The following is a 15,850-nucleotide window of genomic DNA, read 5'->3' as shown; positions in this document are numbered from 1 at the left end:
TGACTATATTCGGAAGTTAACGCATGCTAAAAGATTTGTGGCTGTGATTAAAGCGAATGCTTACGGGCATGGAAGCGCGCAGATTGTGACGGCGGCTTTGCGGGCTGGGGTGGATGCTTTTGCGGTGGCTACTTTAGATGAAGGTATTTGGTTGCGCCAGTTTGGTGTGACATTGCCGATTATGATATTAGGCGAAGTTGAACCGCAGAATTTGAATTTGGCAGTTCAAAATCAATTAATTGTACCGGTAGTGAGTTTAGCGTGGTTGCAAGCAGCGCAAGCGAATTTAAGTGGTACAACTCCGCTTTTGGTGGCAGTCGCCGTGGATACTGGGATGACGCGTATCGGAATTCGGCATGCTGATGAATTAAAAGCCGTGGTTGAGTTAATTCAAACCGATCAACATTTTAAATTACATAGCATAGGCATGCATTTTGCGACCGCTGATATGGCTGATAACGCTTATTACGAGCAACAATTACAGCGCTGGCACGCGTTGGTTGATGATCTGAAATTGCCAGATGATGCCTGGTTACACTTAGCAAATTCGGCAACATCCTTATGGCATGCTGTCCCTTCAACGGATGCGATTCGAGTTGGCGCCGGCATGTATGGTTTTGATGCCTCACAAGGAGCACTACCATCACGAGATTTACAACCTGTTTTGCAACTGAAAGCCAATTTGGTCCAGGTTAAACAAGTAGAAGCTGGGACTTCGGTGTCTTATGGTGCCACGTATACCACTGAACAACCAGCTTGGATTGGGACTGTTCCAATTGGCTATGGGGATGGTTATTTGCGTAAACTACAAGGCGGTTATGGCCTTTTGCCGGATGGACGACATGTCCAAATTGTTGGGCGGATTGCGATGGATCAATTGATGGTTGCTTTGCCGGAATCTGTACCAGTGGGGACAACAATTACCTTGATTGGTTCAGTTGGGAATCAGCATGTGACATTAGAAATGTTGGCTGATCAATTAGAAACTATCCCATATGAAGTCGCAACTAATTTGGCAGCGCGTTTACCACGATACTTAATAGATTGATGAATTATAGAGGAAAATTGCATGACGGTTAAAAAGCGTAATACTAAGGTTATCCGGCGTGGAGATATTTGGTATGCTAATTTGGAAGATGGAAAGCAAGGGTCAGAACAAGGGGGTGTACGTCCCGTTTTAATCTTACAAAACGATATGGGCAACGTACATGCACCCACGACGATTATTGCACCGATTTCAACTAAAAAAATTGCGAAATTAATGCCGACCCATGTGCGATTGAACGCGAGTACACCGGGGACAGGGATTAGCCGCGAATCGACAATTTTGTTAGAACAAGTGCGCGTGATTGATAAATCACGCGTCCAAGATAAGATTGGGATGCTACCATTAGAAATCATGCCTGCGGTGCAAAAAGCATTAGGCATTAGCGTGGGTTTAATTCAATTAAAAAATAAAAATGATGAGAGCGGGGAAGAAAAATGAGTGAAAAAGAAGTGTTGTTGACAGGTGACCGGCCTACAGGACGATTACATATTGGGCATTATGTAGGCTCGTTGAAGAACCGCGTGGAGTTACAAAATTCAGGGAAGTATAATCCTTATATTATGATTGCTGATAAACAAGCCTTTACTGATAATGCGCGGGATCCTGAAAAAATTCATAATTCTTTGTTAGAAGTAGCTTTAGATTATCTAGCCGTTGGGATTGATCCACAAAAAACGACTATTTTTGTCCAATCAGCGATTCCAGAATTATCCGAGTTGACGGAATATTTTTTGAATTTAGTCTCAATTGCACGTTTGCAACGCAATCCGACCGTTAAGACGGAAATTCAACAAAAAGGTTTTGGTGAATCAATTCCCGCTGGATTCTTTATCTATCCAGTTTCACAAGCTGCCGATATTGCTTTGTTCAAAGGGACGGTGGTTCCAGCTGGGGATGATCAAGAACCAATGTTGGAACAAACGCGTGAATTAGTCCGGACTTTTAATAAAGTCTATGGTGTTGATTTGTTAAAAGAGCCCATGGGTTACTTTCCACCAAAGGGTCAGGGACGAATTCCTGGTTTGGATGGTGTCAAGATGTCAAAGTCGCTTGGAAATGCCATTTACTTGGGGGACTCATCCGATGAGCTTTGGACCAAGGTTAAGTCAATGTATACTGATCCGACCCATGTGCGCGTTGAAGATCCAGGACATGTTGAAGGAAATATGGTCTTTACCTATTTAGATATTTTTGCGACCGACCAAGCCCGTGTAGCTGAATTAAAGCAACAATATCAAGCCGGTGGCTTGGGTGATATGAAGTTGAAGAAAGAATTGTTTGAAGTGTTGGATGCTGAATTATCACCGATTCGGGACCGACGGGCGGCTTTAGCGAGCGATCCAGCGGCTGTTTTGAACATGTTAAAAGAAGGTTCAACGCGAGCACGGCAAGTTGGGCAGGCCACGATGCAAGAAGTTCGCGCGGCAATGGGAATTCAATATTGGGATTAGTAGTTCAGATGGGGTATTAATATGAGCTTTTTGGCAATTGTAGATTTAGGTTCTAACTCAACCCGTTTTGTGATTGAAAAAGTAACGATAGACGGACAAATTGAAGAAGTTTTGCGACAAAAGCAAGACACGCGTTTAGCAGAGGGGATGGCTCAAAATGCAGGGTATTTACAACCGGCCGCGATTGAACGCGTTTTAACAGCCGTGCGAGGTTTTTACCAAATTTATCAAAAATATCCTGAAATTGAAGTGATTGGGATTGCGACGGCTGCAGTTCGTGAAGCTTTAAATAAAAATGATTTACTATTGCCCTTGTATAGCGAATTTGGGATGAATGTTCGAGTTTTAACAGGGGATCAAGAAGCTTATTACGATTATTTAGGCACGGAATCCACCTTGGCCTTATCGGATGCCTGGTTATTAGATACTGGGGGTGCCAGCGTTGAATTAGTAGGTATTGAAAAGCAAATGGCAGCGAATTTTATTAGCCTGCCATTTGGAGCAGTCAACTTAGCTGAGCGCTTCCATTTAGATGCGGATGGTTTGCTGGAACAACGGAACCTCGACGCCGCGATTGATTTTATTGATCAAAAATATGCTGAATTACCTTGGCTAGAGACGGACCAATTGCCCATTGTTTTGCTCGGGGGTGCTAATCGAACCTTGGCGCGGTTAGATCGAAAACGTCAAGCTTTACCAGATGAAGAAGATTTCCATGGTTATCACTTGGCAACGAGCCGGGTGGTGGAATTATTTGATGAATTATGCCAATTAACGCTACAGCAACGCGCGGAATGTTTAGGTAGCGAGGCCAACCGGGCGGATATTATTATTGGTGGTTTATTACCTTTAATACGATTAATTGAAATTACAGATTCGAAAGAAGTCATTTTTTCATCGTCTGGCGTGCGCGAAGGTATATTGCAAGAATACGTTTTAGAACAAATGTAATGGTAAATGGTTAGCCAAAAAGTAATGATAAAACTTAAAATATTTTAATTGCAAGCGTTTTCATTCGATGTTATAATGTAATTAACCTAAAGGAAAGGGAGGTAGAGAATTTGGAGCAATCTAATATTTTCGACCAATTCACATTGAATAACCTATCCCTAAACGAGGGCATATCACAGTAGTGACTAGGAAAGCGCGTATCATTAAATTTAAAAGATAAACATCAGGCCATGAGTAGGTCGTCCTAGAAACACTAGCAATCAGATTTATTACGAGTCATCAGTATCAACTAGATTGATAATATTTATGACTGTGCTAATAAACTGCTCCTGATATGACTTGATTTGAATCAAGACGTTTAGGCTAGCATTATTAGTGATGAATTTGGTGAGGGTTTTGATTAATGACAGGCGTCTAAAACTGCAGATTAGACCTTTAATCATAACCGATGACAATTGAATACAGGGTGATAAATAGTTCCCCCTTGAAGCGTATAATTTAATTGCTGCTTCTAAAAGTGCACGCGGGCTAAAAAGCTGGCGTGTTTTTATTTACAATTAACTGGCGTGTTTTTATTTACAATTAAATAGATGAACAACAGGAAAATAAACATAAAAAAAGAGCACTATCCAAAAATAGTGTTCATGTGAAAATTCGAAAATTTTAAAGGTTGGTGTTAATCCGGGCCATATAATTAGGTAAATAATCAGCAATTAGACTCGGTTGAACCACCCAGTTATGTGCGGCGAGCTCTTCAGCAATTGCACTGTGGGCGTAGACCGCGGCTTCGGTGGCCCGGCGTGGTTCCGCGAATTGACCGACAAAGCCAGCAATCATCCCCGCCAAGGTATCACCCATCCCGCCAGTTGCTTGATAAGGCCCCCCGATTTGTAATTGAACTTGGCGGTTGTTGCTAAGCACAACGGTATGATATTGCTTCAAGACGAGGACATCTAAATTTAAGTTCTGGCGTTGCAAATCGTTGAGTTCCATTGCCCCTTGATACGGAATCATGACACTTGAAATTTTGGCCCATTCGCCCTGATGAGGGGTTGCAATGGTGAAGACGTCCGTTGGAATCATGATATGATGATCAGCAATCAAGTTTAAAGCGGAGGCGTCAATCACGAGATTTTGTCCGGGACGCATCGCCCGCATGGTTGCCCGGACTAGTTCAGCTGCCTCATCGGATTCGCCCATGCCCGGACCAATTAAGACAACGTTACTCTTGCGAACTTGGTCTAAGACTGGACCATGTTGGCTCCAATCAAGTCCCATGGCCTCGGGATTACGCACGCGCAAAGCAGTGAGATTTTCTCTTTGCGTCGCAACGGTCAAGCGCCCAACGCCTGAACTAACGGCGGCAGAAGCAGCCATTAAAATGGCACCGGCATACTGCAAACTACCGCCGATTAACAAGATGTTCCCGAAGTTCGTTTTATTAGCCTGAGCGAAACGCTTTTGAATGACTTCATGTAAAATATCCGGTTTTAATTCTTCCATTTGCGAAAACCTCTCTCGGAAATGTGATTTTGCCTATGTAACCAGCTGGAAATGATGCTGATAAAACGCGGGCATTTTGACACATTAATAATTTAATTTAATTTTAGCATAAAATGGGCGGAAGGGACGAAGATTCCACCTGGTCCGTTGATTAAAATCCAAGGAATGCGGTTGATAAAATCATACTGTGATAGTACAGACTGTGATACAATAGGTGTTATGAAGAATTGGGATAGTTTACCGTTATGCCATAAGGTTGTGCATGAGCAGTTAGCTACTAAGGATGGTGGTTTAACTAATGGCAACTGAACGGTAAAAATTAGATTTAAAAATTGGGATGTAAAGGTGAAGATAAACGATGGCAAATCCAGTTAGAAATTTGATTGAAAGTGACCGAGGGACGTTACGACGTTTGCGACGCGTAGCAGATAAAGTTGAAAGTTATGCAGATGAGATGGCGGCATTAAGTGATGCCGACTTGCAAGCTAAAACGCCTTATTTTCGGCAGCTACTAAAGGAAGGTAAAACATTGGACGACCTTTTGCCTGAAGCGTTTGCGGTTGTGCGCGAAGCTGCTAAGCGGGTTTTGGGCTTGTATCCATTCCCTGTTCAAATTATGGGTTCTGTCGTTTTACACGGTGGAAACATTGCTGAAATGAAGACCGGTGAAGGAAAGACGTTGACGGCGACGATGGCGGTTTACTTGAATGCTTTGCCAGGTGAAGGGGTGCACGTGGTTACTGTCAACGAATATTTGAGCCAACGTGACGGAACTGAAATGGGTGAATTGTATAAGTGGTTGGGCATGACGGTAGGCATTAATTTAGCGGATCAATCAGCTGAAGAAAAGCGAGCCGCTTACCAAGCCGATATTACGTATTCAACTAATTCAGAAATTGGCTTTGATTATCTTCGTGATAACATGGTGACTCAGGCATCCGATCGGGTACAGCGGCCATTAAACTTTGCGTTAGTAGATGAAACTGATTCTATTTTGATTGATGAGGCGCGGACACCGTTGATCATTTCTGGAGCGCCAGCGCAAGAATCAACGCAACTTTATATTCGGGCGGATCGCTTTGTTAAATCATTAGTAAAAGATAAAGATTTTGAGGTGGATTTGGAGGCCAAGGCGGTCATACTGACTGACGATGGAATCACGAAGGCTGAGCGTTACTTTAATTTGGAGAACTTATATTCTTCAGCTAATACGGCTTTAACGCACCACTTGGATCAAGCTTTGCGTGCTAATTACACCATGGAGAACAACAAGGATTACGTGGTGCGTAATGGAGAATTGGTATTAGTCGATGCCTTTTCTGGGCGAATTCAAGAAGGTCGACGTTTCTCAGATGGATTACACCAAGCTTTGGAAGCTAAAGAACAGGTTCAAATTCAAGAAGACAACCGGGCGATGGCATCAATTACCTATCAAAACTTGTTCCGGCGTTATAAGAAATTGTCTGGGATGACTGGAACCGCTAAGACTGAAGCTGAAGAATTCCGCGAAATTTATAATATGGAAATTGTGACGATTCCAACAAATCGGCCTAATGCGCGAGTGGATGAACCAGATTTGTTGTATCCGAATTTACAAGCTAAATTCCGGGCGGTGGTTGAATTAGTCCAAGAATTACATGCCAAGGGACAGCCAATTTTGATTGGGACGGTGGCAGTTGAAACCTCAGAATTAATATCTAAGTTGTTAACACGGGTTGGCATTCCTCACAATGTGTTGAATGCCAAGAATCACGCACGCGAAGCCGAAATTATTGCTAATGCGGGCCAGCGTGGTGCAGTAACAATTGCGACTAACATGGCCGGCCGAGGAACTGATATTAAATTAGGCCCTGGAGTGGCTGAATTAGGTGGTTTGGCCGTGATTGGAACTGAGCGGCACGAGTCGCGACGGATTGACAACCAATTACGTGGTCGTTCTGGTCGTCAAGGTGATAAAGGATTTTCACAATTCTTCCTATCGTTGGAAGATGAATTGATGATTCGTTTCGGTGGTGACCGGATTAAGACCATGATGGATAAAATGAATCTTGAAGATGAAGATGCCGTTATTAAGAATGGATTAATCACCCGTTCAGTTGAATCAGCGCAAAAGCGGGTTGAAGGAAATAACTATGATTCACGAAAGAACGTTTTGCAATATGATGATGTGATGTCACAACAACGAGAAGTCTTTTATCGGGATCGTAACTATGTGATTGATGCCAAAAAGTCATTGGAAGGCGTTTTGTTACCAATGGTACAACGGACGATTGAACGAGTGGTGAAAGCCAATACTTTGGGCTCAACCAAGGAATGGGATTTGGCCACGATTGCTGAATTTATGCGGGCGACGTTGATGCCAGAAGAGATGGTACACCCTGAACAATTAGAAAATAAAACACGTTCAGAATTGACGGACTATCTGTATAACCTGGCCTTAGAAGTTTACGCAGATAAGGTTAGCGCCTTGCGGGATGAAGAACAACTATTGCAATTTACACGAGTGGTCCTTTTGCGGGTGGTTGACGAAGAGTGGACCGATCACATGGAAGCGATGAACCAATTACGTGATGCAATTCAATTGCGTGGGTATGGTCAATTGAATCCTTTGATTGAGTATCAAAATGAAGGCTTCCGCATGTTTGAAGAAATGATTGAAAAAATTGAGTACGAAGTTACACGCCTCTTTATGAAGTCCGAAATTCGGCAGAACTTAACGATGTAACACGTTGAGGTCAAGCAATTTCAAACTGACTTGGCGGTAGTTTGAAAAGGGGTTGGGTATTTATCCAGCCTCTTTTTGTTTGGCGTTTTCAGTTAAGAGCTAAGATGATTTGTAGTAAATTTGATAAAATTTGAGATTTGTAAAGGAGTAAATGATGGAATTAGTACCAATTCGACAACAATTAGAACAGATGAAACCTGAAATTGAACAATTGGGTGATAATTTGGATTTAGATGCATTGACTGATCAAATTGCCGCAAATGAAAATTTGATGATGCAAGGTGATTTTTGGAACGATCATGAAGCAGCGCAAAAGGTGATTGATGAAAATAATGAGTTAAAGCAACGGCGTGATAATTATTTACAATTGATGGAAGGCGTTGAAAACGTGGAAACATCGATAGAACTTTTATCAGAAATCGATGACCCAGAAATTGAAGCAGAGTTGGCGAATGATTTTGATAAATTACAGGCCGATTTAAATCGTTACCGGTTAGAACAGTTGTTGAGCGAACCTTATGATGCGAATAATGCCATTTTGGAAATCCATCCTGGTTCAGGGGGAACTGAATCAGCTGATTGGGGGGCGAATTTACAACGGATGTACACACGTTGGGCGGAGAAACACGCCTTACAAGTTGAAGTGATGGATTATCATCCTGGCGACGTTGCAGGTATTGATTCTGTGACACTGCGGATTGTCGGGCACAATGCGTTTGGTTATTTGCGTTCCGAGCGAGGTGTGCATCGTTTTGTCCGAATTTCTCCTTTTGATTCGGCGGGGCGGCGCCATACTTCGTTCGTTTCGGTTGATGTGATGCCAGAATTAGATGACTCAATTGAAGTGGATATTAATCCCGCCGATGTTAAAATGGATGTTTATCGCGCATCTGGAGCTGGTGGACAGCATATTAATAAGACTTCATCGGCTGTGCGGTTAACCCATATTCCAACGGGGATTGTCGTTGCCTCACAACAACAACGGTCGCAATTCCAAAACAAGGATACGGCGTATGCGATGTTGCGAGCCAAATTATACCAACTGGAGTTAGATAAACAAGCTGAGGAACGTGCGGAGATTTCGGGAGAACATCTAGAAAATGGCTGGGGCTCACAGATTCGCTCTTACGTGTTACAACCGTATCGGATGGTAAAAGATCATCGGACAAATTATGAAAGTGGAAATCCCCAAGCCGTTTTAGATGGTGATTTAGATGGCTTTATGAATGCTTATTTGCAGTGGAAATTAGGGCTATTGAACCCCGAATAAAGTCTTTTTGGTTAGAGAATTTAATGTATGCCAGCTAAGTGTTTGTAGTATGTTAAAATGAAACATTAATATTTTAGATATAGAAGAGAGGTCATTATGCCAGTTTTAAATTTAGATGATGCAGCGGCAGTGCAACGTTATCAAGACTTTGTACAAACATCACCCTTTGGACGTATTACTCAAGATATCCGATGGAGCCAAGTTAAAAACAATTGGGAACCGCGGTATGTTTATGTAGAAAATGATGAAGGATCAATTATTGCGGCGATGTCGATTTTAATGAGTACAACGCCTAATGGTCAAAAATTTGCCTATGCCTCTAAAGGACCTGTGGTTGATTTTGATGATTTAGATTTAGTTGATTGCTTAGTGGCAGAGGCTAAGCAAGCTTTAGCAGATGAGCCGGTTTATTTATTACGCTTTGATCCAGAAGTAGATTATAGTGATGTTTTTAATACTGCTTTGCAGGCCCATGGTTATGTTACGCGGAATCGGAATGTCGACGCTGATGGGATGCATGCGACGATTCAACCGCGACGGAATATGATTATTGATTTGACCCAATGGCCGGACGCAAAAGAAACTTTTGATCTATACCCATCGAAAACAAAAAGCAAGTTAAAGCGCCCAATCCGTGACGGAGTTACGGTTCGTTGGGCCGACGATGCCGATGCTTTAGCAGCCTTTTTCACGACGTATGCTGATATGGCTAACCGGCATGGTATCTCATATCGTCCCAAAGCGTACTTTGAGCGTTTACTTGCTGCGTTTGGGGATGCAAATGGTGACACGATGCGAATTTACATGGCAGAAAAAGATGGTGAATTGTTGGCGACCGGGATTGGCTTTAAGTACGGTGATAAAATCTGGTATATGTATGCGGGATCAATGGATGGCAATATTTACTACGCGCCGTATGCAGTGCAAACAGCCATGATTCAATGGGCATTAGATGAGCATTTGTCAGCTTATGATATGGGTGGCATTGAAATTGAAGATTCAAGTGATGGCTTATACGTCTTTAAGCATACTTTTGTCAAAGCGCCGGCACACGAGTTTATTGGGGAAATCGATGTCGTGTTAGATCAAGATACTTACCATCAAATGGGTTACTAAAAATTAGTTAGGTATTGATTGTAAATCGCTTTTATGGATAAAGAACCGAGCCTACGAAGTAGCGAGCGGATAAAAGTAGACTTGATTTTGTGTAAAGATGTGTATTTTTATGAGGAAACTCATTGCGTTAGCTATTAATTTCATTAAACTTGACGTATAATGGTGATATGGAAAAAATAAATTCAAATCAAAATTCCCGGGTGAAAGCCTGGACAAAATTACAGACAAAAAAAGGTCGCCAAGCGAGCCAAACATACTTACTTGACGGTTGGCACTTGGTCCAAGAAGCGATTCACGCCAATGGTAAATTACATGCGTTGATTGCGACAGAAGATCAGTTTAAAGAACATGAAGCTGATTTTCCACAAGGAGTTCCAGTTTTTGTTATTACAGATGAGATTGCGAAGAAGCTCTCTGATTTAGTTACGCCTCAAGGTATTTTTGCCGAAGTTTCCCTGCCAAGCTCATATCGTGATCCAAAGTACATCCATGATGGAGCATGGTTGTTCTTGGATGCGATTCAAGACCCTGGGAATGTGGGAACGATGGTGCGGACTGCAGATGCAGCAGGCTTTGCTGGGGTGGTCTTTGGTCAAGGTTCAGTTGATCCTTATACTCCAAAAGCAGTGCGAGCAATGCAAGGTTCACAATTTCATTTGGAATTAACGGTGGGTGATTTGTACACCTGGGTCCCAGAGTTTACCCGTAATGATTTTACAGTTTATGGGACACAACTAAATCCAGAAGCGGTTGATATTTTTAGTGTTCAACCAGCAACGAATTTTGCGTTAATTATGGGTAATGAAGGTCAAGGGATGGCCCCAGAGTTAGCGCAATTAACTTCGCGAAATTTGTATATTCCCTTAGCCGGACATGCAGAATCATTGAATGTCGGGGTTGCGGCTGGAATTGCGATGTATACATTGAAGCATTAAGCTTTTTTGGTATTTATACGTTTTGATAAAGGTGGGAGCAAAAACATGAAGCAAAAGGCATGGCAAAATGACCGAGCATATCGGGCCATTGTGGATGATTTGTTGGCGTATCAAGAAGTGCAAGAATTAGCGAATTATCCGCAGCATCATCATTCGGATCGCTTAACACATTCCATTGATGTTTCATATTTGAGCTATCGGGTTGGGCTGCGGTTAGGTTTAAACGCAACTGCACTCGCGCGGGCAGGTATTTTACATGATCTCTTCTACTATGATTGGCGCGAGACCAAGTTCGAACTTGGGACCCATGCTTTCATTCATCCACGCGTAAGTTTGCGTAATGCTGAAAAATTGACGCCTTTGTCAAACATGGAAAAAGATATTATTTTAAAACATATGTGGGGATCGACTTGGGCGATGCCCCACTATTGGGAAAGCTTTGTGTTGAATATAGTTGACGATTGGACGGCTGTGACTGATTTTTTGAATCCAGTAACCGATCGATTTATGACCTTGTCCACCCTGCGTTGGGTCCGACGTCGGTCTTAAGACGGAGCTGGTTTCGTGAAGTTATGCTTGTCAAATAACTTGATGAAACGAGAGGGGACAGTTGATGATGGAACAACAAAATCAAGCAAAATTATGTGATAAGTTTGTGGCAACCTTTGATATCTTAGGTCGTAAGTGGAATGGGTTAATTATTGAATCATTATTACTTGCTGGTCCACAGCGTTTTAAAGATCTGGCAACACGAATTGAAGCTTGTTCAGATCGGGTTTTAGTAGAGCGTTTGAAGGAATTGGAGCAGGCTGATATTTTGGAACGTAAAGTTGGTCCTGAATCAAGTCGAGCAATTTATCAATTGACAACACGGGGTGAAGCGATGCGTCCGGTAATGCAGTCAATTCATGAGTGGGCTGATGAATATAATCATTAAAAGTTCAAAACGTGGGTCTTTCTTTTAAGACATGCGGCAGATGCGGCGATTCACCAGGCTTGGCCTGGTGGAAAGACGCTTTTTTTGTTATCATGAGCGAGATAAGGTGTATAACTGTAAATTGTGCATTTTAAATGTTGGGTGGGTGATTAAAGGACTGGAAAAAAGTGTTAAAATGAAATAATTATATTTAATGGAGACTAATTAATGATTGATTTAAACAACACTGAATTATTAAATGCTTTAGCCCATTTTCGGGTTAAGCAAACGCCGAAATTTCAAACTGAATTTGAATTGGCTTTGCTGAATGCTCAATTTTTAGCACCGGTGCAAGTACCAGCAGGAGCTAAGCGCACTACGGACGGGACTGTTACAGTTAAGCCAGGTGAACCACTCCAATTTGTGTCATTAATGGCCGCCGACGGGGAGCCAGTACTACCAATTTTTACTGATGATAAAAATTATCAAGCAACACCACAACCATGGGAACCAGACATTATGGTAGTTCAATTTCCCTTTGCGCAATTCGTTGAAATGTTTAAGCAAGATCCAACCTTGAATAAATTAGTGATGAATCCATTTTCGGAAGAAGGCATGGAGATTACGCGTGAAAACATTGAATACATGCTGGATATTTATGCGCCTGATGAACACCAACATGCAGCGACACACTATCAAGAATCAGACGGGGCTCCTGAGCTTGAAATTGTAACGGCTGAAAATATTCCAACTAGTTTGCAAGCAGAATTGATGGGCTTAGCTGACGATATGCAAGGTGTTATTAGTGAAATGTATATGCTCTGGATGAAATTACCCGATGGATATTTTGCTGATGAGGCGGATGCGCCGTTCAAACAGCCCATGCAATCATTGTTGATTCTAAATGGTGATAGTCAAGTTGAATTGCAACAAACTTTACCGCAATTTGAAGAAAAGTTTGATGAAATGACAGGTGGAACACAACAAGTTCAAGTTTTGCTGATTGATCAAGTACCTGGTTTGAATATGGATGAATTTGAACCATTTTACGTGTATTAAAATGCTTTTGGCCCATCTTTTTTAGAGGGAACATGATGAAAACGCGTCAAACGGATTTAGTAATTATTGGAGCGGGGCCGGTGGGGCTGTTTGCGGCCTATTATGCAGGATTGCGTGAACTGAATACAGTGGTAATTGAAAGTTTAGCAGTTGTGGGTGGACAACCACAAAATTTATATCCATATAAAGAAATTTTAGATGTGCCCGGCCTATTTGGTATCAATGGTGATGCGTTGGTACAAAATTTAGAACAGCAAAGAACGCAATTAAAATCACATCTGCAATTATCGACGACGGTTACTGATGTTCAGGCTAGCTTGGATCATGTTACGGTGATTACAGACCGACAAGAAACGATTGAAGCGCAGGCTGTCATCGTGGCAACTGGTAAAGGGGCCTTTCAACCCCGTTATTTGCCAGAAACATTAGTACAACCTTCTGTGACCAGAGGGATCGATTATGTTTTAACCGATTTAGATAAATATGCCAACAGTGATATCTTAGTGTTGGGGGGTGGGGATACCGCAGTCGATTTAGCTAATCAGATGACTAAAACTGCTGCGCATGTAACCTTAGTGCATCGACGGCAACAATTTCGGGCGTTAGAGCATGCGGTGCAACAGTTATCAAGCAACGAAGTTTCCGTTATGACGCCGTATACGGTGGAGGCAATTGAACAAAATGCCGAACAAAAATTAATAGCGACGGTTCATGAAGTTCATGGGACCAGGGTGCAGACGTTAACGACCGATTATATTTTACCGAGTTATGGTTTCCGATCGGATAATCGGATAGTGGAGCAGTGGACAATACAACCAGCGCTCGCTCGGCAAAAAATGTTAGTGAATCAACAATTGCGGACCTCGATTCCGCGCGTTTTTGCGGTTGGTGATGCAGCTGAATATGAAAATAAGGCTGAACTAATAGCGACTGGTTTAGGGGAGGCACCGGTTGCCATTAATACGATTATTAATGATTATTTCCCAATGGCACGTGGCATTGTACATTCGTCGAGTTTGCAAATTCGAGATGGACACCTACAATAAATTGAATGATATAGTGAAAGGTTTCAGCGTCAGCCCCATTTACTGATGATTGTTAGAATCTGCTCGTCAAGTATATATTTTTTTGGTATAATATTCACATATTGATTCAGAAAGAGGTAAACAAAGAATGGCTAAATTAGTTTTGATTCGTCATGGACAATCAGAGTGGAACGCTTTGAATTTATTTAATGGTTGGGTAGATACAAAGCTATCTGATAAGGGAGTCGCTCAAGCCAAAGAAGCTGGAGATATGTTGGCTAAGGAAGGAATTCAATTTGACCAAGCTTATACTTCAGTTTTGACGCGTGCGATTACAACTTTGCACTATGCTTTGGAAGAAGCTGGGCAAATGTTTATTCCTGAAGAGAAAACATGGCGTTTGAACGAACGGCATTACGGAGCTTTACAAGGCTTGAATAAAGCTGATGCCGCTGCAAAGTATGGTGATGAACAAGTGCACCAATGGCGTCGTTCATATGACGTTTTGCCACCATTGTTGACTGAACAAACTGAGACGGTTGAAGTTTTGGGTAAGACTTACCCAGCCTTTGATCGGCGTTATGCAGATGTTCCTGCAGGTGAATTGCCATACGGTGAAAACTTGAAGGTCACTTTGGAACGTGTCTTGCCATTTTGGACTTCAAATATCGAAAAAGATTTGCAAGCTGGAAAGAACGTTTTGATTGCCGCGCATGGGAACTCATTACGTGCCTTAGTTAAGCACATTGAAAATATCTCAGATGATGATATCTTAGGTGTTGAAATTGCGAATGGACAACCATTGGTATACGACTTTGATGACAACATGCAAGTTGTTTCAAAGAAAGTTTTAGAAAATAAATAATTAATTAATAAATTAAGGCTCAATGACGGCAACGTGGTTGGGTCTTTTTGTTAACAGGGGAATTTAATTCTAAAGAAAAGGATATGATTTTTGAGATAGCATGCAAAAGTATCGAAGCTCACCTATAATAAAATTATTATGGATTAATCTTTTAAAGAATGACACGGTGTAAAAGGCGAGGATAACAGCATGACGGACGATCAAGTTCAAGAATTAAAACGATATAAAGAGCTGCTTGACGTAGGTGCCCTTTCACAGGCAGATTATGACCGTCTGAAAGAGCGGGCCATCCAGGTAGAATTAATTGCTCTATCAGTTGAGGGAAAAAATAGCCCGCAAAAGTTGCGCGAATCACGCAACGCGGTTGAGCAAAAGAAGCACCCCAAGCGTCATTTTGGACGATATTTGTTAGAATTACTTTTGGTGGTAATTGTAGGCGCGGGTTGTTATTATTGGTGGCAGTACGATCAAACGCAAGCCCAAAATAAAATTGAGCAAAATGAGAAACATGCTGTTAAACGCAATCAAAAGGCCCAAAAGAAGACACATAAGCCAAATAAACAAAAGGTTCAGACGCAAGTAAAGGATGAAATGGCGCAAGCAAGTAGTACGTCTGCAGCTAATGTAGCTGTAATTGATGGAAATACGGCGCAAGCTTTAGTTGAACAAAATGATCCGCTTGGTGGCGGACAGTGGATGTTAGATAGTAATGATGGCACTAATTTTACTTTTGTGACGCCGACTGATGCAGATGGTTCTTTTCAAAAAGCATTAGTGACTGATCGAGGCGATGGTCAAAATGTAGAATTGCGAATGGGCATAGTTGATACCAACGGCGCGTGGCAAGTTGATTATGACGTAACGATACCATGGCAATAAAAAAAGATGTTAGAAACTTAGTTTCTAACATCTTTTTTTAATAGATTGGATTGCGGTAAAATTCGGATATAAGTATAAAATAATACCAAAATGGGGTATAATTTACA

The 15,850-nt window shown here is 41.9% G+C and carries 15 protein-coding genes; 14 read left to right on the top strand and 1 reads right to left on the bottom strand.

Features of this window, described 5'->3' with window-relative positions; genetic code table 11:
• The 4 genes from alr to ACJQWY_RS03005 all read left to right on the top strand — a co-directional run.
• Positions 1 to 1,048: alanine racemase (gene alr, locus ACJQWY_RS03020; RefSeq protein WP_407076273.1), on the top strand; the 1,048-nt coding region annotated here is incomplete at its 5' end.
• A gap of 21 nt (positions 1,049 to 1,069) precedes the next feature.
• On the top strand, positions 1,070 to 1,486 hold the full coding sequence (locus tag ACJQWY_RS03015) for a type II toxin-antitoxin system PemK/MazF family toxin (RefSeq protein ID WP_407076272.1): 417 nt from the start codon (positions 1,070 to 1,072) through the stop codon (positions 1,484 to 1,486).
• Positions 1,483 to 2,499 carry a tryptophan--tRNA ligase gene (gene trpS, locus ACJQWY_RS03010; RefSeq protein WP_407076271.1) on the top strand — a complete coding sequence of 339 codons (1,017 nt, stop codon included), beginning with the start codon at positions 1,483 to 1,485 and terminating at the stop codon, positions 2,497 to 2,499. Before ACJQWY_RS03015 ends, trpS begins: the two co-directional genes overlap by 4 nt.
• A gap of 21 nt (positions 2,500 to 2,520) precedes the next feature.
• The gene (locus tag ACJQWY_RS03005) at positions 2,521 to 3,450 is read left to right on the top strand and encodes a Ppx/GppA phosphatase family protein (RefSeq protein ID WP_407076270.1); all 930 of its coding nucleotides are present in this window, start codon (positions 2,521 to 2,523) and stop codon (positions 3,448 to 3,450) included.
• A gap of 663 nt (positions 3,451 to 4,113) precedes the next feature.
• On the opposite strand, the gene ACJQWY_RS03000 is transcribed toward ACJQWY_RS03005, so the two are convergent.
• Entirely contained in the window at positions 4,114 to 4,953 is an 840-nt protein-coding gene (locus ACJQWY_RS03000) for an NAD(P)H-hydrate dehydratase (protein WP_407076269.1), read from the bottom strand.
• A 358-nt stretch (positions 4,954 to 5,311) separates the two neighbouring features.
• On the opposite strand from ACJQWY_RS03000, the gene secA reads away from it, so the two are divergent.
• The 10 genes from secA (at position 5,312) to ACJQWY_RS02950 (ending at position 15,743) form a co-directional block, all read left to right on the top strand.
• Positions 5,312 to 7,678 (top strand): preprotein translocase subunit SecA, encoded by a 2,367-nt coding sequence (gene secA / locus ACJQWY_RS02995; RefSeq protein ID WP_407076268.1) that lies wholly within the window; start codon positions 5,312 to 5,314, stop codon positions 7,676 to 7,678.
• A 154-nt stretch (positions 7,679 to 7,832) separates the two neighbouring features.
• Positions 7,833 to 8,948, top strand: a complete 1,116-nt coding sequence (gene prfB / locus ACJQWY_RS02990) for a peptide chain release factor 2 (protein ID WP_407076267.1) — start codon at positions 7,833 to 7,835, stop codon at positions 8,946 to 8,948.
• Between the two features lie 96 nt (positions 8,949 to 9,044).
• Positions 9,045 to 10,064 carry a UDP-N-acetylmuramoylpentapeptide-lysine N(6)-alanyltransferase gene (gene femX / locus ACJQWY_RS02985; RefSeq protein ID WP_407076266.1) on the top strand — a complete coding sequence of 340 codons (1,020 nt, stop codon included), beginning with the start codon at positions 9,045 to 9,047 and terminating at the stop codon, positions 10,062 to 10,064.
• Positions 10,065 to 10,231: 167 nt separating this feature from the next.
• Positions 10,232 to 10,999, top strand: coding sequence for a TrmH family RNA methyltransferase (locus ACJQWY_RS02980; protein ID WP_407076265.1), 768 nt, complete (start codon positions 10,232 to 10,234; stop codon positions 10,997 to 10,999).
• Positions 11,000 to 11,044: 45 nt separating this feature from the next.
• Complete coding sequence (locus ACJQWY_RS02975; RefSeq protein WP_407076264.1) at positions 11,045 to 11,548, top strand: HD domain-containing protein; 504 nt, start codon at positions 11,045 to 11,047, stop codon at positions 11,546 to 11,548.
• 67 nt (positions 11,549 to 11,615) lie between these two features.
• A complete protein-coding gene (locus ACJQWY_RS02970; protein WP_407076279.1) occupies positions 11,616 to 11,936 on the top strand; it encodes a winged helix-turn-helix transcriptional regulator in 321 nt (106 codons plus the stop codon).
• Between the two features lie 207 nt (positions 11,937 to 12,143).
• The gene (locus ACJQWY_RS02965; RefSeq protein WP_407076263.1) at positions 12,144 to 12,974 is read left to right on the top strand and encodes an SseB family protein; all 831 of its coding nucleotides are present in this window, start codon (positions 12,144 to 12,146) and stop codon (positions 12,972 to 12,974) included.
• Positions 12,975 to 13,006: 32 nt separating this feature from the next.
• Positions 13,007 to 14,020 (top strand): NAD(P)/FAD-dependent oxidoreductase, encoded by a 1,014-nt coding sequence (locus tag ACJQWY_RS02960; protein ID WP_407076262.1) that lies wholly within the window; start codon positions 13,007 to 13,009, stop codon positions 14,018 to 14,020.
• Positions 14,021 to 14,147: 127 nt separating this feature from the next.
• Positions 14,148 to 14,864: a 2,3-diphosphoglycerate-dependent phosphoglycerate mutase gene (gene gpmA, locus ACJQWY_RS02955; protein ID WP_407076261.1), complete on the top strand. Its 717-nt coding sequence runs from the start codon at positions 14,148 to 14,150 to the stop codon at positions 14,862 to 14,864.
• A gap of 189 nt (positions 14,865 to 15,053) precedes the next feature.
• Positions 15,054 to 15,743: a hypothetical protein gene (locus ACJQWY_RS02950; protein WP_407076260.1), complete on the top strand. Its 690-nt coding sequence runs from the start codon at positions 15,054 to 15,056 to the stop codon at positions 15,741 to 15,743.
• Positions 15,744 to 15,850: the final 107 nt, after the last annotated feature.

It is taken from the genome of Weissella kandleri (genome assembly GCF_045504165.1).
Taxonomy (GTDB): domain Bacteria; phylum Bacillota; class Bacilli; order Lactobacillales; family Lactobacillaceae; genus Weissella; species Weissella kandleri_A.
Note: the sequence above shows the minus strand (reverse complement) of the source record. Positions and strands in the feature narration are given on the sequence as shown.

Excerpts from the sequence above, each read along its gene's own strand:
- trpS (WP_407076271.1), top strand. The coding sequence starts at position 1,483 with ATGAGTGAAAAAGAAGTGTTGTTGACAGGTGACCGGCCTACAGGACGA.
- ACJQWY_RS02980 (WP_407076265.1), top strand. The coding sequence starts at position 10,232 with ATGGAAAAAATAAATTCAAATCAAAATTCCCGGGTGAAAGCCTGGACA.
- femX (WP_407076266.1), top strand. The coding sequence starts at position 9,045 with ATGCCAGTTTTAAATTTAGATGATGCAGCGGCAGTGCAACGTTATCAA.
- prfB (WP_407076267.1), top strand. The coding sequence starts at position 7,833 with ATGGAATTAGTACCAATTCGACAACAATTAGAACAGATGAAACCTGAA.
- ACJQWY_RS02950 (WP_407076260.1), top strand. The coding sequence starts at position 15,054 with ATGACGGACGATCAAGTTCAAGAATTAAAACGATATAAAGAGCTGCTT.
- ACJQWY_RS02970 (WP_407076279.1), top strand. The coding sequence starts at position 11,616 with ATGGAACAACAAAATCAAGCAAAATTATGTGATAAGTTTGTGGCAACC.
- ACJQWY_RS02975 (WP_407076264.1), top strand. The coding sequence starts at position 11,045 with ATGAAGCAAAAGGCATGGCAAAATGACCGAGCATATCGGGCCATTGTG.
- gpmA (WP_407076261.1), top strand. The coding sequence starts at position 14,148 with ATGGCTAAATTAGTTTTGATTCGTCATGGACAATCAGAGTGGAACGCT.
- ACJQWY_RS02960 (WP_407076262.1), top strand. The coding sequence starts at position 13,007 with ATGATGAAAACGCGTCAAACGGATTTAGTAATTATTGGAGCGGGGCCG.
- ACJQWY_RS03000 (WP_407076269.1), bottom strand. The coding sequence starts at position 4,953 with ATGGAAGAATTAAAACCGGATATTTTACATGAAGTCATTCAAAAGCGT.
- secA (WP_407076268.1), top strand. The coding sequence starts at position 5,312 with ATGGCAAATCCAGTTAGAAATTTGATTGAAAGTGACCGAGGGACGTTA.
- ACJQWY_RS02965 (WP_407076263.1), top strand. The coding sequence starts at position 12,144 with ATGATTGATTTAAACAACACTGAATTATTAAATGCTTTAGCCCATTTT.
- ACJQWY_RS03005 (WP_407076270.1), top strand. The coding sequence starts at position 2,521 with ATGAGCTTTTTGGCAATTGTAGATTTAGGTTCTAACTCAACCCGTTTT.
- ACJQWY_RS03015 (WP_407076272.1), top strand. The coding sequence starts at position 1,070 with ATGACGGTTAAAAAGCGTAATACTAAGGTTATCCGGCGTGGAGATATT.